The 24,637-nt window shown below is 65.6% G+C and carries 15 protein-coding genes and 1 pseudogene; 7 read left to right on the forward strand and 9 right to left on the reverse strand.

Annotation, left to right across the window (positions count from 1 at the left end; translation table 11 throughout):
- The first annotated feature begins 44 nt into the window (after positions 1-44).
- Entirely contained in the window at positions 45-2,852 is a 2,808-nt protein-coding gene (locus ACNJYB_RS35610; RefSeq protein WP_439371304.1) for a di-heme-cytochrome C peroxidase, read from the forward strand.
- A 109-nt stretch (positions 2,853-2,961) separates the two neighbouring features.
- Here the strand turns inward: ACNJYB_RS35610 and ltrA (ACNJYB_RS35615) are convergent, their stop codons facing one another.
- Together ltrA (ACNJYB_RS35615) and ACNJYB_RS35620 are read right to left on the reverse strand one after the other, a co-directional pair.
- Positions 2,962-4,341 (reverse strand): group II intron reverse transcriptase/maturase, encoded by a 1,380-nt coding sequence (gene ltrA / locus ACNJYB_RS35615; RefSeq protein ID WP_439368749.1) that lies wholly within the window; start codon positions 4,339-4,341, stop codon positions 2,962-2,964.
- 693 nt (positions 4,342-5,034) lie between these two features.
- Complete coding sequence (locus tag ACNJYB_RS35620) at positions 5,035-5,982, reverse strand: alpha/beta fold hydrolase (protein ID WP_439371306.1); 948 nt, start codon at positions 5,980-5,982, stop codon at positions 5,035-5,037.
- 217 nt (positions 5,983-6,199) lie between these two features.
- Between ACNJYB_RS35620 and ACNJYB_RS35625 the strand changes: the two genes are divergently transcribed.
- On the forward strand, positions 6,200-6,667 hold the full coding sequence (locus ACNJYB_RS35625; RefSeq protein ID WP_439371308.1) for an Hsp20 family protein: 468 nt from the start codon (positions 6,200-6,202) through the stop codon (positions 6,665-6,667).
- Positions 6,668-7,003: 336 nt separating this feature from the next.
- On the forward strand, positions 7,004-7,774 hold the full coding sequence (locus ACNJYB_RS35630; RefSeq protein ID WP_439371310.1) for an alpha/beta fold hydrolase: 771 nt from the start codon (positions 7,004-7,006) through the stop codon (positions 7,772-7,774).
- A 110-nt stretch (positions 7,775-7,884) separates the two neighbouring features.
- On the opposite strand, the gene ACNJYB_RS35635 is transcribed toward ACNJYB_RS35630, so the two are convergent.
- Entirely contained in the window at positions 7,885-8,646 is a 762-nt protein-coding gene (locus tag ACNJYB_RS35635; RefSeq protein ID WP_439371312.1) for a hypothetical protein, read from the reverse strand.
- Between the two features lie 491 nt (positions 8,647-9,137).
- Between ACNJYB_RS35635 and gltB the strand changes: the two genes are divergently transcribed.
- Positions 9,138-13,871, forward strand: coding sequence for a glutamate synthase large subunit (gene gltB / locus ACNJYB_RS35640; RefSeq protein ID WP_439371314.1), 4,734 nt, complete (start codon positions 9,138-9,140; stop codon positions 13,869-13,871).
- Between the two features lie 175 nt (positions 13,872-14,046).
- Positions 14,047-15,497 (forward strand): annotated as a pseudogene (locus tag ACNJYB_RS35645) (glutamate synthase subunit beta).
- 178 nt (positions 15,498-15,675) lie between these two features.
- Here ACNJYB_RS35645 and ACNJYB_RS35650 read toward each other — a convergent pair.
- Positions 15,676-17,418 (reverse strand): outer membrane beta-barrel protein, encoded by a 1,743-nt coding sequence (locus ACNJYB_RS35650; protein ID WP_439371315.1) that lies wholly within the window; start codon positions 17,416-17,418, stop codon positions 15,676-15,678.
- A gap of 208 nt (positions 17,419-17,626) precedes the next feature.
- Here ACNJYB_RS35650 and ACNJYB_RS35655 point away from each other — a divergent pair, with 208 nt between their 5' ends.
- On the forward strand, positions 17,627-18,613 hold the full coding sequence (locus ACNJYB_RS35655; protein WP_439375722.1) for a KpsF/GutQ family sugar-phosphate isomerase: 987 nt from the start codon (positions 17,627-17,629) through the stop codon (positions 18,611-18,613).
- Positions 18,614-18,800: 187 nt separating this feature from the next.
- Here the strand turns inward: ACNJYB_RS35655 and ltrA (ACNJYB_RS35660) are convergent, their stop codons facing one another.
- Together ltrA (ACNJYB_RS35660) and ACNJYB_RS35665 are read right to left on the reverse strand one after the other, a co-directional pair.
- Positions 18,801-20,180, reverse strand: coding sequence for a group II intron reverse transcriptase/maturase (gene ltrA / locus ACNJYB_RS35660; protein WP_439368145.1), 1,380 nt, complete (start codon positions 20,178-20,180; stop codon positions 18,801-18,803).
- Positions 20,181-20,763: 583 nt separating this feature from the next.
- Complete coding sequence (locus ACNJYB_RS35665; RefSeq protein ID WP_439371317.1) at positions 20,764-21,333, reverse strand: carboxymuconolactone decarboxylase family protein; 570 nt, start codon at positions 21,331-21,333, stop codon at positions 20,764-20,766.
- Positions 21,334-21,405: 72 nt separating this feature from the next.
- Here ACNJYB_RS35665 and ACNJYB_RS35670 point away from each other — a divergent pair, with 72 nt between their 5' ends.
- Positions 21,406-21,732 carry a winged helix-turn-helix transcriptional regulator gene (locus ACNJYB_RS35670; RefSeq protein WP_439371318.1) on the forward strand — a complete coding sequence of 109 codons (327 nt, stop codon included), beginning with the start codon at positions 21,406-21,408 and terminating at the stop codon, positions 21,730-21,732.
- A gap of 112 nt (positions 21,733-21,844) precedes the next feature.
- On the opposite strand, the gene ACNJYB_RS35675 is transcribed toward ACNJYB_RS35670, so the two are convergent.
- From ACNJYB_RS35675 to ACNJYB_RS35685, 3 genes are all read right to left on the reverse strand, one after another.
- Positions 21,845-22,288, reverse strand: coding sequence for an NfeD family protein (locus tag ACNJYB_RS35675; protein ID WP_439371320.1), 444 nt, complete (start codon positions 22,286-22,288; stop codon positions 21,845-21,847).
- A gap of 127 nt (positions 22,289-22,415) precedes the next feature.
- The gene (locus ACNJYB_RS35680; RefSeq protein ID WP_439371321.1) at positions 22,416-23,414 is read right to left on the reverse strand and encodes an SPFH domain-containing protein; all 999 of its coding nucleotides are present in this window, start codon (positions 23,412-23,414) and stop codon (positions 22,416-22,418) included.
- A gap of 239 nt (positions 23,415-23,653) precedes the next feature.
- Positions 23,654-24,631, reverse strand: a complete 978-nt coding sequence (locus ACNJYB_RS35685; protein WP_439371323.1) for an ABC transporter substrate-binding protein — start codon at positions 24,629-24,631, stop codon at positions 23,654-23,656.
- Positions 24,632-24,637: the final 6 nt, after the last annotated feature.

Genomic DNA, 24,637 nt, shown 5'->3' on the forward strand with positions numbered 1-24,637 from the left:
TCAGCGCGTCTTTTTTCGATTCGCTGTTTTCAGGATTTTGGGCCATGCATGACCGCGCTTCGAAGCCGCCCTTCGACCCCTCGATCCAGGTCTCGCCGAACAATCCCTGTCCATTCCTGCGCGGCCTCGTCGGCGAAGGCTTCGTCGACGGCGGCACCGTCCCGCTGCGGACGCTGTCGCAGACCATCGCGAATGCAAGCGGCGAGACGGGGCTCAAGAAGACCTCGGCCCGCATCGAGGTCCGCGGCGTCGCGCTGATCGCCAACGGCGCCTGTCACATCCTGCAAAGCATCTTCTGGGGCGCGCAGCTCAATGGCTTGCGCGGCGGCCCGCTCGACAAGCTCGGCGCCGGCTCGCGCATCCTCGGCGTCGACGGACACGTCAACGAGGACGAGATCGCGCGGCTCGCCAGCTTCGGCGGCACCTATACCGACCCCGATGGCGGCACAGAGACGGGGCTCGACGCCTCGCAAATCCAGACCTTCATGAAGGACAACCTCAAGCGCGCCGGCAGGCAAGCGCGCTGGTACTACCCGATCCTGATGAAGTTCGAATGGCCAGTTCTGCTCAAGATCATGGGCAAGGGTCAGGGTGATGACCGCTATCTCAGCGTGGCCGAGGTGAGGACATTGTTCAACGAGCGCAAGTTTCCCGACAGGATCACGCAGCGGATGGTGAGCCAGCCGGTCACCCCGCCGTCGCTGATCTTGCGCGCTGCCGGCGGACTCGTCGCCGCGCTCCTCGTCTTTGGCATCGTGGCGCTGCGCTTTCCGGATCAATTCCAGCCGATGCTGCCCGGCATGCTCGGCAACCTGGTGGCGCCGCCATTGCCTGCGCACGTCGAAGCGCGCGCCGCGTACTGGCTCGAGCAGAACTGGGCGCTGGAGGATCGGCACTGGTTTCATCACACCAGCCAGGGCACCGCGACCTTCCCGGTGCCCTATCGCTGGTTCATGGCGCTCGAGCAGCCGCGGCTTCATTTCTTCGCAATGCCCGGGATGCTGCATGACAGCGACCATCTGCAGCGCTTCGGCTTCATCCCGAGCCCGCCGACGATCAACGCCGACGACGCCACGCTGCGCCGGTTCGGCTATGCCAACGTCTACGACAAGACGAAGCCGGTGCCGGCGCGGCTCTGGGAGCCGCCGGTCAACTGGGGTGCCCAGGCCGAGAACGTTGGCGGCCTGCCCGTCGGCTTTGCACGCATGACCGGCGTACCCGATCCCGCGACGGGGCAGATCGGCGAGGACCGGATCGGCCTGACCTGCGCTGCCTGCCACACTGGCCAGATCCACTACAAGGGCATCGACATTCGTTTCGACGGCGGCCCGGCGATGACCGACCTCCGGAAGCTCGAGATCACGACCGGCCTGTCGATCGCCTACACGCTCTACGTCCCGGGCCGCTTCACGCGCTTCGCCGACCGCGTGCTCGGCCCCTCCGCCAGCGATGCGGACCGCGATGCGCTGAAGCAGAAGCTGAGCGCGATCGGCACGTTCCTGGTTGACTGGGAGAAGACCTACACCAAGACCATCGAGGGCAAGACGCGGTTCAACGAGAAGACCAAGCGGGACGAGCCGCAGCAGGACACGGAGGAAGGCTATGGCCGCCTCGACGCGCTCAACCGCATCGGCAACCAGGTCTTCTCCCAGGACATGGCGCTCAGCGGCCTCAGCGGCTTCGAGAAGAATCTGCACGCCAAGGACGCGCCGGTCAGCTTCCCGCCGATCTGGACCGTGCCCTGGCTCAAATACGCGCAATACGACGCGTCGATCGAACAGCCGCTGATCCGCAATTCCGGCGAAGCGCTGGGCGTGACCGCGCTGCTCAATTTGTCCGACAATACGCCCAGGGACACGCTGTTCCGCTCCTCGATGGACATCAAGAACCTGAACTGGATCGAGGATCTGCTGAAGGGGCAGGCGCCCTATCCGAAGAAGCAGCTCTCCGGGCTGACGTCGCCGAAATGGCCGTCGGACATCTTCGGCGATGATGCCTGGAAGATCGATGGCGACCGCGTCAAACGCGGCCGCAAGCTCTATGCGGAGATCTGCACCGAATGTCATCTCGGTCCGGTCAACGATCCCGTGTTCGACACCGAATTTCCGCAGCAAAGCATCTGGTCGTCGGCACGCTGGGAAACCATCGGCGACGACAAATTCCTGAACGAGGTCCAGAAAAGCGCCAAGGGCATGGGGACCGACCCCGCCCAGGCCAACGTGCTGGCGACGCGGACGGTTCAGGTGCCGGGCTTTCTCAAGCTCGATCCCACGCAGAACCTCAATGCCTGGTGGAGTTGCAATCTGCCGGATGTTTCGTCGACCGACATGCCCTACTCGCTCGGCCTGATGGTGCTCGTCGACATCGTCGCCCGCAAGGCGATGGACGATGCCAAGATCGAGCCGAAGGTCCAGCAGGCCTGGTGGGGCAAGCGCAAGAACTGCCCGAATCCCGGTCCGCAGCCGCCCGACAAGAAGGAGCCGGGGCCCTGGTATCGCGCGCGCCCGCTCAACGGCGTCTGGGCCACCGCACCGTACCTGCACAACGGATCGGTGCCGTCGCTCTACTGGATGCTGAGCCCCGCGGCCGAGCGCCCCAAATCGTTCTGCATGGGTGGTGGCCGCGACTACGATCCGAAGCAGGTGGGCTTTGCAGTTTCCGACGGCGAAAGCTGCAAGACCGGGCAGTCGCGCTTCTCGACGCGCGCGTCCGACGGCACCGAGATGTACGGCAACAGCAATGCCGGCCACTCCTTCGACGGCACGCCAGGCCCCGGCAAGGACGGCACCATCGGCCGCGTCCTCAAGGAGCAAGAGCGCTACGACCTGATCGAGTATCTGAAGACGCTGTGAGCTGGCTTTACCCGCTCTTGTCCGCCGAAGCAGCAGCGAAGGCGGATGCAGGAAGCGGTCAGGATACATCCACGCCGTCATTGCGACGCAGCGGTCGCGGTAGGGACGCTCATTGCTGGGCGCCCCCCGCACAGATCCGTACGTGCGGCTTTCCCGCATACGGCTCCCACCTCGGGTGAGTAGCGGTGAAGCGTGTTCGGGGCCAAGGATGGAGGATTTGTGGCTTGGGGAGCAAGTCGGAGGCAAGCCGCGCGACCCGCTGCCACGTGGTCCCGTCAATCTGGCTGCGGCGCCGAAGCATCCGCCTCCATTGTTCGGTGACGAAGTAGCGGAAGGCGCTGAGCGCTCGGCTGTTGGTCGGTACCGCGTGGTAGTTGAAGTACCCGGTAACGACCTGCCGCAGCCATTTGCCCTGTTCGAGCACCGACTGGTGCATACGCCGTCGCATTCCCTGCTTCACGGCTTGCAGTTTCGCCCGCATGCGGTCTTTGCGAGACTTGCGCCTGATCTGGAACTTGCCTTGCTTGGATCGGCTGCAGATGAAGGTGAAGCCGAGGAAGTTGAAGGTCTCCGGCTTGCCGAGCCCGCGCCGCCTGCGGTTGTCCTCCGCATGACGTCCGAACTCGATCAGCCGGGTTTTCTCAGGGTGCAGTGACAGCGCGAACTCCTGCAGCCGTTTGCGCAATTCTTCGAGGAAGTGCCGGGCCTCATTCTCATGCTCGAAGCCGACGATGAAGTCGTCAGCGTAGCGCACGATGATCATGTCACCCGCGGCCTCGCGCCGTCTGAAGCGTTCGGCCCACAGATCGAGGGCATAGTGCAGGTAGATGTTGGCAAGCAGCGGCGAGATCACCGCCCCTTGTGCCGTCCCCTGTTCGCTGACCCTGACCGTTCCTTCTTCGAGAACACCCGCCTTGAGCCATTTGCGGATCAGACGGATGATACGCTGGTCGCCGGTCCGATGTTCGACGAAGCGGATGAGCCATTCCTGGTCCACCATGTCGAAGAACGAGCGGATATCGGCGTCAACAATGAAGTTCACCCGCCGGCTCTCGATTCCGACCAGCAGCGCATCCATCGCATCGTGCGCGCTGCGCCCGGGCCGGAACCCATACGAGAACCCGAGGAAGTCCTCCTCGTAGATCGCGTTGAGCACCGTAGCGGTTGCCCGCTGAACGATCTTGTCCTCGAGGGACGCAATCGCCAGCGGTCGCTGCCGCCCATCCTGCTTCGGGATATGGACCCGCCGCGACGGCTGCGGCCGGTACGCTCCCCGGTGAACACGAGCATGCAGGTCCTCAAGATTGGCCTTGAGGTCTTGCTCGTAGTTCCGCCACATCATTCCGTCCACACCCGGCGCGGCATGCTTCTTCAGCGCGAAGAACTCCGCCTCGAGCAGTTCAGGCGTGATGTGGTGAAGCAGCGCAGTGAACCTCTCCTTCTTCCTTTCCCTTGCAGTTCGCCGTATGCGTTCCAACGCCTGTGTCACGCTTGTCCGGCTCGGCGTCCGGGGCGTGCTTTGCTGGTCCGCATTCCCCTTGGTCGCGGCCCTTCGCTCCACCAACTCCTCCGCGGATCGCTCCGCTTCGTTCGCAGGCTTCGACGCTACTACGGCCGCCTCCGACTTCCCGCATCCGTTCGTCATCGGCTTTGGCTCCTCGCCTTCCCGATGCGGACCTTGGGGGCATGTTGCCATCGGTCAGATGCGGGACCTCCCAGGTTCCGACGCGGTCCTTTGCTGCGTGATGGGGTCTTCGACCACGGCAGAGCGTCAGCGCCTCGCATAACGGCGCCGCACATGTTGCCTTCGACGTTGCTTACCGGCTCGGCCTCTGCGAGTTTCTGTCTTTCGCGGCTCAATAGCCCACCCCACAGCATCGTTGTGTACGCTTCGCAGCCGCCGTTGCCGACGGCCACGCAACACTCACTACCGGGCGCTCGCTACCGCTTACCCGGACCGGACTTCCACCGGTTGGACCACGCCAGCTTGCCTGGCGCACAAGCAATCCAGAATCTCTCCGCGGAGACAGTCTGGATTTGCTTCGTCGCAAGGGCTCCTCGCGATGACGGAGAATGGGGGCGCTCTCCGAGAGTCCGACTCTCACCGCCCCCGCGGGGACTCCCCCTCACCCCGACCCTCTCCCCGCAAGGCGAGGGAGCGCACCGCCCTCGCGGATAGACCTCACTTGAACAATGGCGTGCCCGGCACGAAGGCGTCGAAGGCGGCCCAGAACTGGGAGCGGTAGCGGTCCTGCTCCTGGAGGATCTCGTGCTTGGCGCCGGCGATCACGAGATGCGACCCGGCGCGCAAGTGATAGGCGAACTCCTCGATCGCCGCGGTCGAGACCACGGTGTCGTTGGAGGCCGCCAGCATCAGGATCGGCTGGCGGATCTCGGAGGGATAGTTCATGCCCTTGAAGGTCTGCATGGTACGGAAGGCGGTGTCGGCCCAGGCGACCGTGGGTGAGGCGAGCCCGAGCGTCGGATCCTCCTCCAGGATCGCGGCGTTGCGTGCATAGCGAACGGGATCGCTGGTCAGGGGATTGTTGATGAAGGGGTCGAGCCCGGTGATGCGATCGCTGCCGCCGGGAACATAGCGGCCGCCCATCCCCATCAGGCGCATCGTCCTCAGCAGCGCCCGCGCCGGAAACGCGGTGGTGCGTCCGGGCAGGTCGATCATCGGCGCCGACAGCACCATGCGGTCGAACCAGCGCTTGCCGGCATGCGCAACCCGCAGCAACACCGTGCCGCCCATGGAATGGGCAAGCGCGAAGAAGGGTGGCGGGCAATCCGGCAGCACCACCTGCTGCACGAAGGTTTCGACGTCGATCTCGAAATCGGAGAAATCGCGCACATAGCCCTTGCGCGGATCGCGCAGCCGCCGCGAGGAATGGCCCTGCCCGCGCCAGTCGATCATCGCCACCGCAAAGCCGCGGTCGCGCAGGTCGCGCACGGTCTCGAAATATTTCTCGATCTGCTCGCTGCGCCCGGTGAAGATGCAGACCGTGCCCTTGCGGCCCGCCGGAGGCGCCCAACGCGCAAAGCGCAGCTCGGCGCCATCGGGCGTCTTGATGGTGCCGCTGACGACGTTTTCGGGAACGGGGTTGGACGGGATCGAGAGCAGCGTCATGGTTCGGAGGGCTGGGCGCGAAGTGCTGCAAATCAAGGGCGGGAGCGCCGAAAAGGCGCTGTTGCCGCCCTCTTGAACGCCGTCTCACCCCACCCATATCACCTTCGTGCAGGCCGCTACCAGTGTTTCGGAACCGGAACATCAGGCTGCACACAGACTAAAGCCCGGCCCGATGGCGGGCGGGTTACCCAACAGTCGCTCAATGGAGGACTTGACCATGCGTACCTACGATCTCACCCCGTTCTATCGTTCCACCGTCGGCTTCGACCGTCTGTTCAACCTGCTCGACCAGGCCGGCTCTGACGGCAGCCCCGGCTATCCCCCCTACAATATCGAGCGCACCGGCGAGAACGCCTACCGCATCACTGTCGCGGTCTCGGGCTTCGCCAAGGACGAGCTCTCCATCGTCGCGAAGGAAAACACGCTGACGATCAAGGGCGAGAAGGTCGCCAACGAGAACTCGAAATCCGAAGTGCTCTATCGCGGCATCGCCGCGCGTGCCTTCGAGCGCGCCTTCCAGCTTGCCGACTTCGTGCAGGTGAAGGACGCCTCGCTCGAGAACGGCCTGCTTCACGTCGATCTCGTCCGCGAGATTCCCGAGGCCAAGAAGCCGCGCCAGATCGCGATCAACACCAGCGCCCCGAAGGCGCAAGTGATCGAGAACTCGGCCGCGCACGCCGCCTAAGCACGGCACGCCACTTCCAGGTTTGAGAAAACGCCCCGGTGCCCCGGGGCGTTTTTTTACTTGCGCCCACCGTGGTCGCGAAACGCCGCGAGTAGCCCCCCGGCTACGCCTCCGTCGCTATTTCGTACCGCCGCAGAATCCAGCGGCAGTTTTCGGTTGAAATGGAAATACAGGTTGGGCCGGCCGCTCTACGTTGCTCCCGCCGCGTAAGCTCGCGCACGCGTCCCGTACGAGCCCGGCCGGGACGCTTCTCACAGGTAAGTGACCGAGCGTAACGCCGCTGCCCCGCGCCCCGTCCTTTGGACATCGAACACCGAAACGAGACGGAGAACGATCATGACCCTTTGGCGCAGCCTTTTCCTCGCCGCGAGCCTGCTGGCGGCCCCTCTCAGCCTTGCCCACGCGCAGACACCGCAGACGGTGAAGGCGAAGAACGTCGTGCTGGTGCACGGCGCCTGGGCCGACGGCTCGAGCTGGTCGGAGGTGATCCCGATCCTCCAGGCCGCGGGCCTTCACGTGACAGCCGTGCAGAATCCGCTGTCGTCCCTCGCCGACTCCGTCGAGGCGACCAGGCGTGCGCTGGCCGAGCAGGATGGGCCGACCGTGCTGGTCGCGCATTCCTGGGGCGGCACCGTGATCAGCCAGGTCGGCACCGATCAGAAGGTCACCGGGCTCGTCTATGTCGCCGCACGCGCGCCCGACGCGAACGAAGATTTCGTCGGACTGTCAAAACAGTTTCCGACCGGCCCCGTGCGCGCCGGCATCGTCGAGCGCGACGGCTACACCAAGCTGTCGGAAGAGTCCTTCCTGAAATATTTCGCCAATGGCCTGAAGCCCGAGCAGGCCAAGGAGCTCTACGCCGTGCAATGGCCGACGGCAGCCTCGATCTTCGCCGGCCGCACCACGGAAGCGGCATGGCATAGCAAGCCGAGCTGGTACGCAGTGTCGAAGAACGACTACACCATCAATCCCGATCTCGAACGCTTCCTCGCCAAGCGCATGAACGCCACCACGGTCGAGCTCGACGCCGGCCACCTCTCGCTGGTGTCGCATCCGAAGGAGGTGGCGAATTTGATCCTGGAGGCGGCGGGGTATCCGCGGAGCTGAGGTGATGGCGGAAATGCAAAAGGCGCCTGACTGCTCAGGCGCCTTTTGTTTTGCCCAGCTCTCTCCGCGCGAAGGTGTGATGCGCACTGCCGCGTCAAACTCGCGTCGCGCTAATCCAGCCCCTGCGCGGCCGGCATCTCCTGCGTCGGGTGGATCGTCGGAGCAGGCTTGGGCTCGCCGACGGTTGGCGCGGCGGCTTGCGGCGCGGCCTCGGCGGGCTTTGCCTGCACGGCGGCGGTCTGCTGCGGAGCTTGCGCCTGTGCGGGCTGCTGCGCCACCGGCGCGACCGGCTTCACCGCCGCGACCGGCGTCTCGGCGCGCTGCGGAGCCGCCTTGGGCAGCGGCACGGTGCGCTTGGCAACATGCGGAATTGGAGCGGGCGGGCGCGGCGGGCCGCTGCGGATCATGGTCGGCGGCGGCAGCGCGGTCTGCGGGCCGTCAGAGCCGACCGCACGCTCCTCATGGGGCGGCGCCATGCCGTAGGCATCGGCCGCCGGCATGAAGCGGATGATCCGGCCGTCGCGGGCGTCGATCACCAGCCGGCCGTCGTCGCCGCGGCGGTCGACCACCGCGATGGTGTAGACGCTGCCACGCAACCGGGGGATGCCGAGCGGCAAGAAGCCGTTGTCACGCAGCACCGCGTAGACTTCGGTCGACGGCAGCAGTGCCGGGGCCGGGCCATGCTCGTCATAGCCGTAGCCATAGCGCGGCGGCGGTGGCGGCGCGGCGTCGGGCGGCGCATAGGGCCCCTCGAAATCCGACACCACGATCATCGCCCCTCCCGAAATACCGCTCGCGGGAACCTGCGCTTGAGCCGTGCCTGCGGCCAGCGCCAGCGCGGCAGCGGTGATACATCCTGTGAAAAACTTCATGGTGGAGACGCTCCTGTCAGGCCCCCGAACGGGGTGAGCTCTTTCGCTTCTTGCGGCGTGGTGCGCCCCCCGGAGGGCCGATCCGAAGCTTCAGCGGCGATTTCGGCGTCCGCAGGGCCGATTCAGGGCGCGTTTGCTTCAAAACCGGGGCCGCGCAACTTTTGGAAAGCGATTGATTGACTTATCGGGAATCGGGACTTCCGCACGCTTGTGTGGTAGACAAAAATTTGGCAAGGTGATGGTTAGGACAGGAAAGCTGTCTTAATTTGTTTGCGGTTCCGGCACAGGGATTGCAACGAAAGTCGGTGCTCTCGAGCACCAATAAGGCAACAGGCCAAGCCGTTCTCGGGGACGAAGAACGCGGAGGCCTGAATTTAAGAAAATGCGGCTCGCAACGGACGAGCGGTGACCCAGAGGCGGGTGCCGCGGAACGCCCAAGGTGCGCCGAAGAGAGCGGTGAGGCAGCTTGCCGCATGGAGAGGACAGGAACAATGAACGGGTCGCAATTCGAGCGCGCAAACATCGTGGCAGAAGAGCTGTCGGCGACGGTCGCCTCGAAAACGACCGATCCGATTCAGGAGCACAATTCGCGGCCCAAAGCCGAAGGTCTCTACGATCCGAGCCTGGAGAAGGACTCTTGCGGTGTCGGCTTCATCGCCAACATCAAGGGCAAGAAGTCGCGCGAGATCGTCTCGGACGCGCTCAGCATCCTCTGCAACCTCGAGCATCGTGGCGCCGTCGGTGCCGACCCGCGCGCCGGTGACGGCGCCGGCATCCTGGTGCAGATCCCGCACGCCTTCTTCAGCCGCAAGGCCAAGGAGCTCGGCTTCGCGCTGCCGGCGCCCGGGGAGTATGCCATCGGCGCGCTGTTCATGCCGCGCGACACGGCCTGGCGCAACGTCATCAAGAGCATCATCGCCGACCAGATCAAGGAAGAGGGCCTGACCCTGCTCGGCTGGCGCGACGTGCCGACCGACAATTCCTCGCTCGGCGTCACCGTGAAGCCGACCGAGCCCGCCTGCATGCAGGTGTTCATCGGCCGCAACGGCACCGCCAAGACCGAGGACGAGTTCGAGCGCCGGCTCTACATCCTGCGCAAGTCGATCTCGCAGGCGATCTACCAGCGCCGCGACCGCGGCCTCGCCGGCTATTACCCGTGCTCGATGTCCTGCCGCACCGTGATCTACAAGGGCATGTTCCTCGCCGACCAGCTCGGCAAGTACTATCCCGATCTGCACGAGGCGGACTTCGAGAGCGCGCTCGCGCTCGTTCACCAGCGCTTCTCCACCAACACCTTCCCGGCGTGGTCGCTGGCGCATCCCTACCGCATGATCGCGCATAACGGCGAGATCAACACGCTGCGCGGGAACGTCAACTGGATGGCGGCGCGCCAGGCTTCGGTCAGCTCCGAGCTCTACGGCAAGGACATCAACCGGCTCTGGCCCATCTCCTACGAAGGCCAGTCCGACACCGCCTGCTTCGACAACGCGCTGGAATTCCTGGTGCAGGGTGGCTACTCGCTGCCGCACGCGGTGATGATGATGATTCCGGAGGCGTGGGCCGGCAATCCGCTGATGGATGAGAAGCGCCGCGCCTTCTACGAATATCATGCCGCGCTGATGGAGCCGTGGGACGGCCCCGCCGCGATCGCCTTCACCGACGGCCGCCAGATCGGCGCCACGCTCGACCGCAACGGATTGCGGCCGGCGCGCTATCTCGTGACCAAGGACGACCGCATCGTGATGGCGTCCGAGATGGGCGTGCTGACGATCCCCGAGGACCAGATCATCACCAAGTGGCGCCTGCAGCCCGGCAAGATGCTGCTGGTCGACCTCGAGCAGGGCCGCCTGATCCCGGACGACGAGATCAAGGCCGAGCTCGCCAGGAGCCATCCCTACAAGGAGTGGCTCGAGCGGACCCAGATCGTGCTCGAAGAGCTGCCGAAGGTGCCGACCACAGGCGTGCGCTCGAACCTGTCGCTGCTCGACCGTCAGCAGGCGTTCGGCTACAGCCAGGAGGACATCACCATCCTGATGACGCCGATGGCGGCCACGGGCGAGGAGGCCGCGGGCTCGATGGGCAACGACACGCCGATCTCGGCGCTGTCGGCCAAGGCCAAGCCGCTGTTCACCTACTTCAAGCAGAACTTCGCGCAGGTCACCAACCCGCCGATCGACCCGATCCGCGAGGAGCTGGTGATGAGCCTCGTCTCCATCATTGGACCGCGGCCTAACCTGTTCGACCTGCAGGGCATGGCCACCACCAAGCGCCTGGAAGTGCGCCAGCCGATCCTGACCGACGCGGACCTCGAAAAGATCCGCTCGATCTCCGACGTCGCCGACTCCCACTTCAAGTCGCGCACGCTGGACACCACGTTCCACGCCGGTCTCGGCGCTGCCGGCATGGACCAGGTGCTGGACGAGCTCTGCGCGCGCGCCGAAAGCGCCGTGCGCGAGGGTGTCAACATCATCATCCTGTCCGACCGCATGGTCGGCACCGACCGCGTGCCGATCCCGTCACTGCTGGCCTGCGCCGCCGTGCATCATCATCTGATCCGCGTCGGACTGCGCACCTCGGTCGGTCTCGTCGTCGAATCGGGCGAGCCGCGCGAAGTGCATCACTTCGCCTGCCTCGCCGGCTACGGCGCCGAAGCGATCAACCCGTACCTGGCGTTCGAGACCATCATCGCGATGAAGGACCGCCTGCCCGGCTCGCTCGACGACTACGAGATCGTCAAGCGCTACATCAAGTCGATCGGCAAGGGCCTGCTCAAGGTGATGTCCAAGATGGGGATCTCGACCTACCAGTCCTATTGCGGCGCGCAGATCTTCGACGCTGTCGGCCTCAAGGCCGACTTCGTCTCGAAGTTCTTCGCCGGCACGCATACCCGCGTCGAGGGCGTCGGTCTCGCCGAGATCGCGGAAGAGGCCGTGCGCCGCCATGCCGACGCGTTCGGCGAGGCGCAGGTCTACAAGAGCGCGCTCGATGTCGGCGGCGAATATGCCTATCGCAGCCGCGGCGAGGACCATGCCTGGACCGCCGAATCGGTCTCGCTGCTGCAGCACGCCGCGCGCGGCAATTCGCAGGAGCGCTATCGCGCCTTCGCCAAGATCCTCAACGAGCAGTCGGAGCGCCTCTTGACGCTGCGCGGCCTGTTCCGGATCAAGAGCGCCGAGGAAGAGAAGCGCAAGCCGATCCCGATCGACCAGGTCGAGCCGGCCAAGGACATCGTCAAGCGTTTCGCCACCGGTGCGATGAGCTTCGGCTCGATCTCGCGCGAGGCGCACACCACGCTCGCGATCGCCATGAACCGGATCGGCGGCAAGTCGAACACCGGCGAAGGCGGCGAGGAAGCGGACCGCTTCAAGCCGATGCCGAACGGCGATTCCATGCGTTCGGCGATCAAGCAGGTCGCCTCGGGCCGCTTCGGCGTCACCACGGAGTATCTCGTCAACTCCGACATGATGCAGATCAAGATGGCGCAGGGTGCCAAGCCCGGCGAAGGCGGCCAGTTGCCCGGCCACAAGGTCGACGCGACCATCGCCAAGGTCCGGCACTCGACGCCGGGCGTCGGCCTGATCTCGCCGCCGCCGCACCACGACATCTACTCGATCGAGGATCTGGCGCAGCTCATCTACGACCTCAAGAACGTCAACCCGACGGGCGACGTTTCGGTCAAGCTGGTCTCCGAGATCGGCGTCGGCACGGTTGCGGCGGGCGTCGCCAAGGCGCGCGCCGACCATGTCACCATCGCAGGGTTCGAGGGCGGAACGGGCGCTTCGCCGCTGACCTCGATCAAGCACGCCGGCTCGCCCTGGGAGATCGGCCTCGCCGAGACCCATCAGACCCTGGTGCGCGAGCGGCTGCGCAGCCGCATCGTGGTCCAGGTCGACGGCGGCTTCCGCACCGGCCGTGACGTCGTGATCGGCGCGCTGCTCGGCGCCGACGAGTTCGGCTTCGCCACCGCCCCGTTGATTGCGGCCGGCTGCATCATGATGCGCAAGTGCCATCTCAACACCTGCCCCGTAGGCGTCGCCACCCAGGACCCCGTCCTGCGCAAGCGCTTCACCGGCCAGCCCGAGCACGTAATCAACTACTTCTTCTTCGTTGCGGAAGAAGTCCGCGAGATCATGGCTTCGCTCGGCTTCCGCACCTTCAACGAGATGGTCGGCCAGGTGCAGCTGCTCGACCAGACCCGCCTGGTCGCGCACTGGAAGGCCAAGGGGCTCGATTTCTCGAAGCTGTTCGTCAAGCAGAAGGAAGAGAAGGGCCAGAAGATCTATCACTCCGAGCGCCAGAACCATCATCTGGAGGCGGTGCTCGACCGCACGCTGATCGAGAAGGCGCAGCCCGCGCTCGACCGCGGCGCGCCGGTGAAGATCGAGGCCACGATCAACAGCACCAACCGCTCCGCTGGTGCGATGCTGTCGGGCGCGGTCGCCAAGATCTACGGCCATGCCGGCCTGCCGCACGACACCATCCATGTCAGCCTCAAGGGCACCGCCGGCCAGGCCTTCGGCGCCTGGCTCGCCCACGGCGTCACCTTCGAGCTCGAAGGTGAAGGCAACGACTATGTCGGCAAGGGCCTCTCGGGCGGCAAGATCATCGTCAAGCCGCCGCGCAACGGCGGCATCGTGCCGGAAGAGAGCATCATCGTCGGCAACACCGTGATGTACGGCGCGATCGAGGGTGAGTGCTACTTCCGCGGCATCGCCGGCGAGCGTTTTGCCGTGCGCAACTCGGGTGCCGTGGCGGTCGTCGAGGGCGCGGGCGATCATTGCTGCGAATACATGACGGGCGGCATCGTGGTCGTGCTCGGCAAGACCGGGCGCAACTTCGCGGCCGGCATGTCGGGCGGCATTGCCTACGTGCTCGACGAGGCCGGCGACTTCGACAAGCTGTGCAACATGGCGATGGTCGAGCTCGAGCCGGTGCTGTCGGAAGAGCTGATCAATGCCGGCACCTATAACCACTCCGGTGACCTCGAGGCGCACGGCCGGGTCGACGTGTTCAAGAACCTGCTCGCCTCCGACGTCGAGCGGCTGCACGTCCTGATCTCGCGCCACGCCAAGGCGACCGGCTCGAAGCGCGCCGCCGAGATCCTTGCCAGCTGGAAGGACTGGCTGCCCAAATTCCGCAAGGTGATGCCGGTCGAGTACCGGCGCGCGCTGCGCGAAATGGCCGCCAACGCGGACGCCGAGCCGAAAATCGCGATCGGGGCGTAACAGTAGAGCGCCCGTCATTGCGAGCGCAGCGAAGCAATCCAGACTTTCTCCTCAGCAACAGACTGGATTGCTTCGTGGCTACAGTGCAAAATTGCCTAGCAATTTTGTCACGAGCTCCTCGCAATGACGGTTGAAGAAGCAACAAACGAATTAAGCGGCAGGGACTTCGGGTTTAATGGGCAAGATCACGGGTTTTCTGGAAATCGAACGGCATGACCGCAAGTACACCCCGGTCGCCGAGCGCGTGAAGCATTACAACGAGTTCGTCGTCCCTTGAGCGAGAAGGAAGTGCGCGACCAGGCCGCGCGCTGCATGAACTGCGGCATTCCCTATTGCCACGGCACCGGCTCGGTCGCGCCCGGCACGCCCGGCTGCCCGGTCAACAACCAGATTCCCGACTGGAACGACCTCGTCTACCAGGGCAATTGGGAAGAGGCCTCGCGCAATCTGCACTCCACCAACAATTTCCCGGAGTTCACGGGCCGCATCTGCCCCGCGCCGTGCGAAGCGTCCTGCACGCTCAACATCGACGACAACCCCGTCACCATCAAGACCATCGAATGCGCGATCGTCGACCGCGCCTGGGACAATGGCTGGCTGAAGCCGGAAGTCGCCGCGGTGAAGACCGGCAAGAAGGTCGCCGTGATCGGCTCGGGTCCGGCCGGCATGGCCTGCGCGCAGCAGCTCGCGCGCGCCGGCCACGACGTGCATGTCTACGAGAAGTATGCCAAGGCCGGCGGCCTGCTGCGCTACGGCATCCCCGACTTCAAGATGGAGAAGGGCGTCATCGACCGCCGCGTCAAGCAGATGGAAGCCGAAGGCGTCACCTTCCACTACAACAGCCATGTCGGCGCCGAGGGCAATGTCGATCCGCGCGAGATGCTCAACGAGTACGACGCGCTGGCGCTGACCGGCGGCGCCGAAGCCCCGCGCGATCTGCCGATCCCCGGCCGCGATCTCCAGGGCATCCACTACGCCATGGACTTCCTGCCGCAGCAGAACCGCCGCGTCTCCAGCGAGCCGCTGAACGGCGTCCAGGAGATTCTGGCCGGCGGCAAGCATGTGGTCGTCATCGGCGGCGGCGACACCGGCTCGGACTGCATCGGCACCTCGCTGCGCCAGGGCGCGCTCTCGGTGACCCAGCTCGAGATCATGCCCGCCCCGCCCGAGCGCGAGAACAAGGGCCTGACCTGGCCGAACTGGCCGCTGAAGATGCGCACCTCCTCCAGCCAGGCCGAGGGCGCGATCCGCGAATACGCCGTGCTGACCCAGAGGTTCTCGGGCGAGAACGGGAAGGTCAAGAAGCTGCACTGCGTGCGTGTGGACGACAAGTTCAAGCCGATTGCCGGCACCGAGTTCGAGCTCGATGCCGAGCTCGTCCTGCTCGCGATGGGTTTTGTGCACCCGGTGCACGAGGGCCTCTTGAAGCTGCTCTCGGTCGAGCTCGACCCGCGCGGCAACGTCAAGGCCAACACGCTCGACTACCAGACCTCGCGCCCGAACGTGTTCACGGCCGGCGACATGCGCCGCGGCCAGTCGCTGGTGGTGTGGGCGATCCGCGAGGGCCGGCTGTGCGCCCGGTCGATCGATACGTTCCTGATGGGGAAGACGGATCTGCCGCGCTGAGTTTTTGCTCGGCCGCCAAATCAGCAAACGGTGTCCCGGGCGATCCAGCATTCGAGACGACGGATGAGCCGCGGCGTACTGGATGCCCCGGTCAAGCCGGGGCCTGACAGCGGAGTGGGTGGCGAGAGCGGCCCCACGACCCGCGCCGGTGCAGGCAAGCACTGCCTCGCCGCCCCGCTTAATTCTGCAGCCTCACGCCCACCATCACCACCGTGCCCTGCGAGCTCGATCCGGCCTGGTTCGAATCCAGGATGTCATGCCGCAGCGTGCCCTTGATCCAGAGGTTGCGGTTGAGCTTGTAGATCAGGTTGCCTTCGAGCGAGTAGGTTTTGTCGTTGCGACCCTGGTTCTGGTAGTCGTAGGTGCCATAGGTGAACTTGCCGATGGCGGTGAGCCAGCGGCGGAAGTCGTGGTCGACTTCGGCGGCGTAGGTGTGCACCAGCACGCCGGAGGAGCCGGGGACGGTGGTCTCGTTGATCTGCGTGTCGGTGAAGAATTTCACCGTGGTGAGGCCGCTCGCATTCCAGATCAGCGAGCCCGCGGTGAGGAAGCCGGAGAGCTGGCTGAGGCGCGGATCGACATAGTTGCGCGCGGAATAGCCGACCGAGATCTCGCCGGTGAGGATGCGCGAAAACTCGAAGGACGAGCCGACCCTGGCGTAGCCGCCGTTTGAGTCGCGCAGATAGCCGTTGCGGTCGGCGGCCTGGTCGTGGACGCGGGTGTCGCCCTGGATCTCGACGAACGGCTTCAGCCCCGGCTTCAGATCGTAGGAGAAGCGGCCGACGCCGCCATACTGGTTGAAGTCGCGGTCGTTGTTGCTGAACGTCGTGCCGTCGGTGAGCTTTGAATCGGTGTAGGCGGTGCGATCGACGGTGGCGCCGGCGGCGACCTCGAAGCGGTTGAAGGTCTGGTCGAAGCCGATCGTCGTGCCATAGGTGGCATAGACCGGATATTTCTGCAGGCCGGCCTGCACGTTGGGGCTGCCGGGATTGTCGGTGGCGAGCCGCAGGCGCAGCTGCGAGGCCAGCTTGAGATCGCGGTCGACGTCGAGGCGGCCGTCGACATGGCCGGTGAAGTCGGGGCGATCGATCTCGACCGGAGATGGCGAGGCAAACCCGTTGATCGTCGCCGGCATGTTGTTGGTGTAGCCCGAGAACGAGCCGCGAAGGTCCGCGATCAGCGCGTGGCGCTCCCAGTCGGACGCGACAAGAAGATCGGGCGCGACGACATAGACCGGCGATCCCACCGGCTTGTTCAGGCGCGCCGGGTTGGTGTCGTAGCCGGTGGAGAGCTCGAGCCCGCCCTTGATCAGGAAGCTGCCGGCGTAATCGCCGACCGCGCCGAACGCGTCGTCATCGGCCTTGAGGCGACGGCGCAGCGGCTGGCCGGGCACGTGGCCCGCCATCGCCGGGGCGACCGGCGTCTTGTGCGCATTCTCGGACGGCGGCGGCGCGATGCGCGGCGGACCCAGCGTCCTGACCGGCGTTGCCGACGGGGGCGGCGAGCCCGGGCCGAGCGGGCGCTTCGGCTTCGGCTGGCCGGGATAGAGCTTTGGCTGCTGCCGCTTGCGGTTCAACGAGTCGTAGCCCGAGCCGCTGGCGCCATTGGCGGCGGGCAGGCCATAGGTCGGCACCTGCCCGACGCGCGAGGTCGCCGGCGCCTGCGGGCTCTTGCGCGGATCGGCATTGGGATCTGGGAGCGTCGGCAGCGCGTCCGAGGGCGCCTGCGGCACGGCCGCCGTGCGGCGCGTCGGCAGCGTGTCGGGCGAGGCGAAGCCGCCGCGGTTGGGATTGAACAGGTCGGGCGTGATGCTCTGGGCCGCCGCCGGAACGGTGCCGAGGGCCGTCAGCGCGAGGCACGGCAAAGCGGCGCGCAGGAAATGCGCGCGTTTGCTCCGGCCCCTGCCTGGAGACGACCCCACGACGGAATAACTCCAACGAAATCAAATGCTTTCAAGACGGCCTCCGACCGGCTGGCGGGAACCCATCGTTAATGGACTTAAAACAATTATGGTTAATGACCGGTTGAGGGCACTAGGGCACTCGTCGCCTCGCTCGCCGCGGCGTGCTAAGCAGGCGCCAACGGGCCAACGCCCCTCCTCCCTGGACCTGGACATGCCGAAACCGCTGATGACCCAATCATCCGGCTCCATCCCTACCAGCGTCGAATCCGCGCTCCGCACACTTGAGACGGAGAGCGGCGGCATCAACGCCCTCGCCACCGCGCTGCGCGGCCCGCTGGGCGCGACCTTCGCCAAGGCGGTCGACCTGATCCGCAACGCCAAGGGCCGCGTCATCGTCACCGGGCTCGGCAAGTCCGGGCACATGGCGCGCAAGATCGCGGCGACGCTGGCCTCGACCGGCACGCCCGCCTTCTTCGTCCACACCGCGGAAGCCGCCCATGGCGACCTCGGCATGATCACCGCCGACGACGTCATCATGGCGCTGTCCTGGTCCGGCGAGCAGCCGGAGATGAAGACGCTCGTGAACTATTCGGCGCGCTTTGCGATCCCGATGATCGCGGTGACGTCGAACGCTGCGTCCTCCCTGGGACAGGCTGCCGACATCGTGATCGAGCTGCCCAAGGCACGCGAGGCCTGCCCGCACAATCTGGCGCCGACCACCTCGACCATGATGCAGGTGGCGATCGGCGATGCCATCGCGATCGCGCTGCTCGAAGGCCGCGGCTTCACCGCGCTGGAATTCGCGCATTTCCACCCCGGCGGCAAGCTGGGCGCGATGCTGAAATTCGTCCGCGACTACATGCGCACCGGCGCGGAGATCCCGGTCAAGCCTGAGGGCACCAGGATGTCGGACGCCGTGGTCGAGATGTCCGCGAAAGGGCTCGGCTGCGTCTGCATCGTCAACGACGCGGGCGAGGCCGTCGGCATCATCACCGACGGCGATCTGCGCCGCCACATGCGGCCCGATCTTCTGACGGCGACGGTCGACGAGATCATGACCACGCAGCCGAAATCCGTGCCGCCGTCGATGCTGGCGAGCGAGATGATCGAAGTGCTGAACACCCGCAAGATCACGACGCTGCTGGTGACCGAGGCGAACAAGGTGGTGGGGATCGTGCATCTGCACGATTTGCTGAGGGCGGGCGTGGCGTAAGGCGCGATCTCTCCACGACGTCATTCCGGGGCGCGCCTGCTTGGGCGTGAGCCCGGAATCCATTTCACTCCGAGGTCGCTGCCCGATTGAGTCCGGGCTCGCGCTTCGCGCGCCCCGGAACGACAGTGGAGGTGAGGCACGCCTCTCTCCTCCGTCATTGCGAGCGCAGCGGTCGCGGTAGGGACGCTCATTGCTGGGCGCCCCCCGCACAGATCCGTACGTGCGGCTTTCCCGCATACGGCTCCCACCTCGGGTGAGTAGCGGTGAAGCGTGTTCGGGGCCAAGGATGGAGGATTTGTGGCTTGGGGAGCAAGTCGGAGGCAAGCCGCGCGACCCGCTGCCACGTGGTCCCGTCAATCTGGCTGCGGCGCCGAAGCATCCGCCTCCATTGTTCGGTGACGAAGTAGCGGAAGGCGCTGAGCGCTCGGCTGTTGGTCGGTACCGCGTGGTAGTTGAAGTACCCGGTAACGACCTGCCGCAGCCATTTGCCCTGTTCGAGCACCGACTGGTGCATACGCCGTCGCATTCCCTGCTTCACGGCTTGCAGTTTCGCCCGCATGCGGTCTTTGCGAGACTTGCGCCTGATCTGGAACTTGCCTTGCTTGGATCGGCTGCAGATGAAGGTGAAGCCGAGGAAGTTGAAGGTCTCCGGCTTGCCGAGCCCGCGCCGCCTCCGGTTGTCCTCCGCATGACGTCCGAACTCGATCAGCCGGGTTTTCTCAGGGTGCAGTGACAGCGCGAACTCCTGCAGCCGTTTGCGCAATTCTTCGAGGAAGTGCCGGGCCTCATTCTCATGCTCGAAGCCGACGATGAAGTCGTCAGCGTAGCGCACGATGATCATGTCACCCGCGGCCTCGCGCCGTCTGAAGCGTTCGGCCCACAGATCGAGGGCATAGTGCAGGTAGATGTTGGCAAGCAGCGGCGAGATCACCGCCCCTTGTGCCGTCCCCTGTTCGCTGACCCTGACCGTTCCTTCTTCGAGAACACCCGCCTTGAGCCATTTGCGGATCAGACGGATGATACGCTGGTCGCCGGTCCGATGTTCGACGAAGCGGATGAGCCATTCCTGGTCCACCATGTCGAAGAACGAGCGGATATCGGCGTCAACAATGAAGTTCACCCGCCGGCTCTCGATTCCGACCAGCAGCGCATCCATCGCATCGTGCGCGCTGCGCCCGGGCCGGAACCCATACGAGAACCCGAGGAAGTCCTCCTCGTAGATCGCGTTGAGCACCGTAGCGGTTGCCCGCTGAACGATCTTGTCCTCAAGGGACGCAATCGCCAGCGGTCGCTGCCGCCCATCCTGCTTCGGGATATGGACCCGCCGCGACGGCTGCGGCCGGTACGCTCCCCGGTGAACACGAGCATGCAGGTCCTCAAGATTGGCCTTGAGGTCTTGCTCGTAGTCCCGCCACATCATTCCGTCCACACCCGGCGCGGCATGCTTCTTCAGCGCGAAGAACTCCGCCTCGAGCAGTTCAGGCGTGATGTGGTGAAGCAGCGCAGTGAACCTCTCCTTCTTCCTTTCCCTTGCAGTTCGCCGTATGCGTTCCAACGCCTGTGTCACGCTTGTCCGGCTCGGCGTCCGGGGCGTGCTTTGCTGGTCCGCATTCCCCTTGGTCGCGGCCCTTCGCTCCACCAACTCCTCCGCGGATCGCTCCGCTTCGTTCGCAGGCTTCGACGCTACTACGGCCGCCTCCGACTTCCCGCATCCGTTCGTCATCGGCTTTGGCTCCTCGCCTTCCCGATGCGGACCTTGGGGGCATGTTGCCATCGGTCAGATGCGGGACCTCCCAGGTTCCGACGCGGTCCTTTGCTGCGTGATGGGGTCTTCGACCACGGCAGAGCGTCAGCGCCTCGCATAACGGCGCCGCACATGTTGCCTTCGACGTTGCTTACCGGCTCGGCCTCTGCGAGTTTCTGTCTTTCGCGGCTCAATAGCCCACCCCACAGCATCGTTGTGTACGCTTCGCAGCCGCCGTTGCCGACGGCCACGCAACACTCACTACCGGGCGCTCGCTACCGCTTACCCGGACCGGACTTCCACCGGTTGGACCACGCCAGCTTGCCTGGCGCACAAGCAATCCAGAATCTCTCTGCGGAGACAGGCTGGATTGCTTCGTCGCAAGGGCTCCTCGCAATGACGGCGGTTAGAGCGCGGCCGGAAACCGCGCCGCCTTCTCCTCCAGCGGCAGTCGCAGCCCGTTCGCCAGGTACGACACCGTGCGATAGAAGCCGCACAGGAGCATGATCTCCAGGATCTGCGCCTCGACGTCATGCGCCGCGAGCGCGGCGAACTCTCCGTCGTCCAACGTCGCACGGTGGTGCAGCGCGTCCACCGCCGCAATCAGCGCCTGCTCGGCCGGCGACCAGCAGGGTGAGGCCGCATCGCCCTGCACGGTGGCACGGACCTCGTCCTCGCTAAGCTTTGCCAGCCCGCTGAAGATCGCAACATGCACGCCCCATTCATATGCGCATTTGTTGAGCGCGCAGGTGCGGTCGATGACGATCTCGCGGTCGCGGAGCGACAGCGGCCCGGGATCGAGCAGTCCGCCGGCGCGGAACTTGTCCCAGGCGCGGGTGTGGCCCGCCATCACCCGGAACAGCACCAGCGGCGGCGCGCCGCGCATGATGCGGTCGAACTGCGCCTGGATCTCCGGGGGATAAGGCGGGGTGAGCGGCGCGATGCGCGGCATGGCCCGGGACACTGCGGAAGACATGTGCCGTCTCCGTTGCTACAATTATCGTAGCAATACGCTACACTATTTGTAGCACGACGCAAGGGACCGCCGATGGCGAGCCAGGCCGGCTCAAAGACACGCAGCGTCCGCGGTTCGCGCACCGGGCGGCCGATCATGGCGCTGCTCGACCTGCTCGGCCGGCGCTGGGCCTTGCGAATATTATGGGAATTGCGCGAGGCGCCCCTCACCTCGCGCGCCCTGCGCACCGCCTGCGACGAGGCTTCGCCCACGGTGCTTCAAGCACGGCTGACCGAGCTACGCGAGGCGGGGTTCGTGGAGCTCGGCGACGGCGGCGGCTATGGGCTGACGGCGCTGGGGCGGGAGTTGTGCGAGATCGTCTTGCCGCTGCACCGGTTTGCGGAGAGGTGGAAGAGGTAGAGTTCGTAAGGCCGATGCGCGCTCCGATCTTCCTTCTCCCCTTGCGGGAGCGCCGCTGCGCGGCGAGCCACCCTCTCCCACAAGGGGCCACAACGGGAGAGGGGAAGAGTCTTTACGCCGCCGCGACCGTCAAATTCGCGCCGTCCACCTGCACCACCTTGACCCGCGTGCCCGCGGGCGTATCCGGGCCGGCAACGCGCCACACCGTATCATCGATACGCACCGTGCCGTTGCCGCCGATGATCGGTTTCTCCAGTGTGAACTCACGCCCGAGCAGCGCCTCGGTGCGCTTGTTGAGGAACGGGCTTGCGCTTTCATTGGGTTTCGGCCGGGCGAGGCGGCGCCAGACCGGGACGGCTGCCGCCGCGAACACCGCGAACATCACGAGCTGGATCTGCCAGGACAGAAGGACGGCGAACGAGATCAGGCCCACCAGCAAAGCAGCGAGCCCGAGCCAGAACAGGAAGACGCCTGGCGCGATCGTCTCCAGCGCCATCAGGATGAAGCCGAAGATCAGCCAATTCCAGGTGCCGAGCGATACGAACATGTCGGTCATGACACGACCTCTCCAGAGTGGCGCATGCCCTCGGCGCAAACACGTTCCGCGCTCGTGGCGAGGGAAAACCGGTACCCGCTTTGGACTAACGTGGCCCGCCGGGTCCGGGGCATGCGCGTAGCCCCCGTTACTGCTGCGGCACGGACGGCGGTGTCGGGCCGGACGACGGCACCGAGCCGGTCCGGCGCGCGGCTGCCGCCGCGGACGCCGCGCTTTCGCCGAACGTCGCCTTGGCGATCTCGCCGATGCCGGCGAGCGAGCCGAGCATGCTCGTCGCCTCCATCGGCAGCATGATGATCTTCTGGTTCGGCGCTTCGGCGAACTGGCCGAACGCCTTGATATATTTGTCGGCGATGAAATAGTTCAACGCGGCGACGTCGCCCTTGGAAATGGCTTCCGACACCGCCTGGGTCGCCTTGGCTTCGGCCTCGGCCAGACGCTCGCGCGCCTCGGCGTCGCGGAAGGCGGCCTCGCGGCGGCCTTCGGCCTGCAGGATCTGGCCCTGCTTGGCGCCCTCGGCGCGCAGGATCTCGGACTGGCGCTGGCCTTCGGCGGCGAGAATATCGGCCCGCTTGACGCGCTCCGCCTTCATCTGCCGGCCCATGGCCTCGACGAGGTCGGCCGGCGGCACGATGTCCTTGATCTCGATGCGGTTGACCTTGACGCCCCAGGGCGAGACCGCGGCGTCGACGACGCGCAAGAGGCGCTCGTTGATCTCGTCGCGGTGCGACAGCACCTGGTCGAGGTCCATCGAGCCCATCACCGAGCGGATGTTGGTCATGGTCAGGACCGTGATCGCCTGGTTGAGGTTTGCGACCTCGTAGCTCGCTTTCGCAGCATCGAACACCTGGAAGAAGGCAACGCCGTCCACCGTCACGGTGGCGTTGTCCTTGGTGATCACCTCCTGCTCGGGAATGTCGATCACCTGCTCCATCATGTTGATCTTGCGTCCGACGCGATCGAAATAGGGCACGATCAAATTGAGCCCAGGGCTCAGCGTCTGGGTGTATTTGCCGAAACGTTCGATGGTCCAGTCATAGCCCTGCGGCACCGTCTTCACGCCGGCGAGCAGCGTGACGATGACGAGCAAGACCAGAACAATCGCGAAAATGTCGAAACCGCTCATAACTCCTCCAAAGCGGAAAGGAAGCCTGCAAAAGGCCCTTTCCGGCGCTGTCATTGGTCGGGATCACCACCCTACCGGTTCAGCGGTCGCAATTCACGTCGGTATCGGTGCGATTCCACACAAGACGCACAGCAAGAGAGCGGTCACGATATGTATTTGCGACGGGATCTTGAAACCGCGCGGGCGCAGACCTACCGGCAGAAATTAACGAATTCAGGCGAGGTCCGATGTGGGCGGCTTCATTCGATCACGTCATTCGCAATTGCGAGCAGACCCGGGGAAAGCGTGACGCCGAGGGCCCTTGCCGCCTTCAGGTTGACCGCGAGCTCGAACTCGGTGGGGTTCTGGACCGGCAGATCGGCCGGCCGCGCGCCCTTGAGGATGCGGTCGATGTAGGAAGCCGCGCGGCGGAGCTGCTCGGCGCTGTCGGTGCTGTAGGACATCAGCCCGCCCTCCTCGACGAAGGTGTGACTCCAGAACACCGCCGGGACGCGCGCCTGCCCGATCGCCGCCAAGAGATGGGCGCGGTTGGCCATGGTGAAGAAGTCCGGCAGGATCAGCAGGCCGCCGTCCTGCCGCAGCGCCAGTGCCGCGATCGAAGCGGCGTCATGGACCGGCGCGGGCTCGACCGTGACGTGAAGCGTCCGCGCGGCGTCCTCGATCGTGCGCAGCATCAACGGCGCGAACGGCGCGGTGGCGGGATTGTAGACGACGAAGACTCGGGACACTTTCGGCGTGACCTGCGTCAGCATCTCGAGCCATTTGCCGGCCAGCGGGCCGTCGTAATCGGTGAAGCCGGTGATGTTGCCGCCGGGATGCGAAAGGTTCTGGACGAAGCCCTGGCTGACGGGATCGGTGACGACGGCGAACACGATCGGGATCATCGTCGTACGCCGGCGCAGCTCTTCGACCGAGGGCGTGCCGACCGCGAGCAGAATGTCCGGCTTGAGCGCGATCAACTCGTCGGCGAGGCTGGCGATCCGCGCCCGGTCGCCGGCGCCGCTGCGCCAATCGATCCTGAGATTGTCGTGCTCCTTCCAGCCGTGGGCCGCGAGCGCCTCGACCAGGATCGCGCTCCGCGTCTGCGCGATCGCATCATCGGCGGCGGTGACCGTGAGCACGCCGAGCCGGCGTGCCGCATTCGGTTGCTGTGCCAGCACCGATGACGGCAGCGCGGCGATGGTCCCAAGAAGCGCCAGGCAGTCGCGGCGATTCAAGGGAGA

The sequence above is a fragment of the Bradyrhizobium sp. SMVTL-02 genome, from assembly GCF_051853005.1.
Taxonomy (GTDB): Bacteria; Pseudomonadota; Alphaproteobacteria; order Rhizobiales; family Xanthobacteraceae; genus Bradyrhizobium.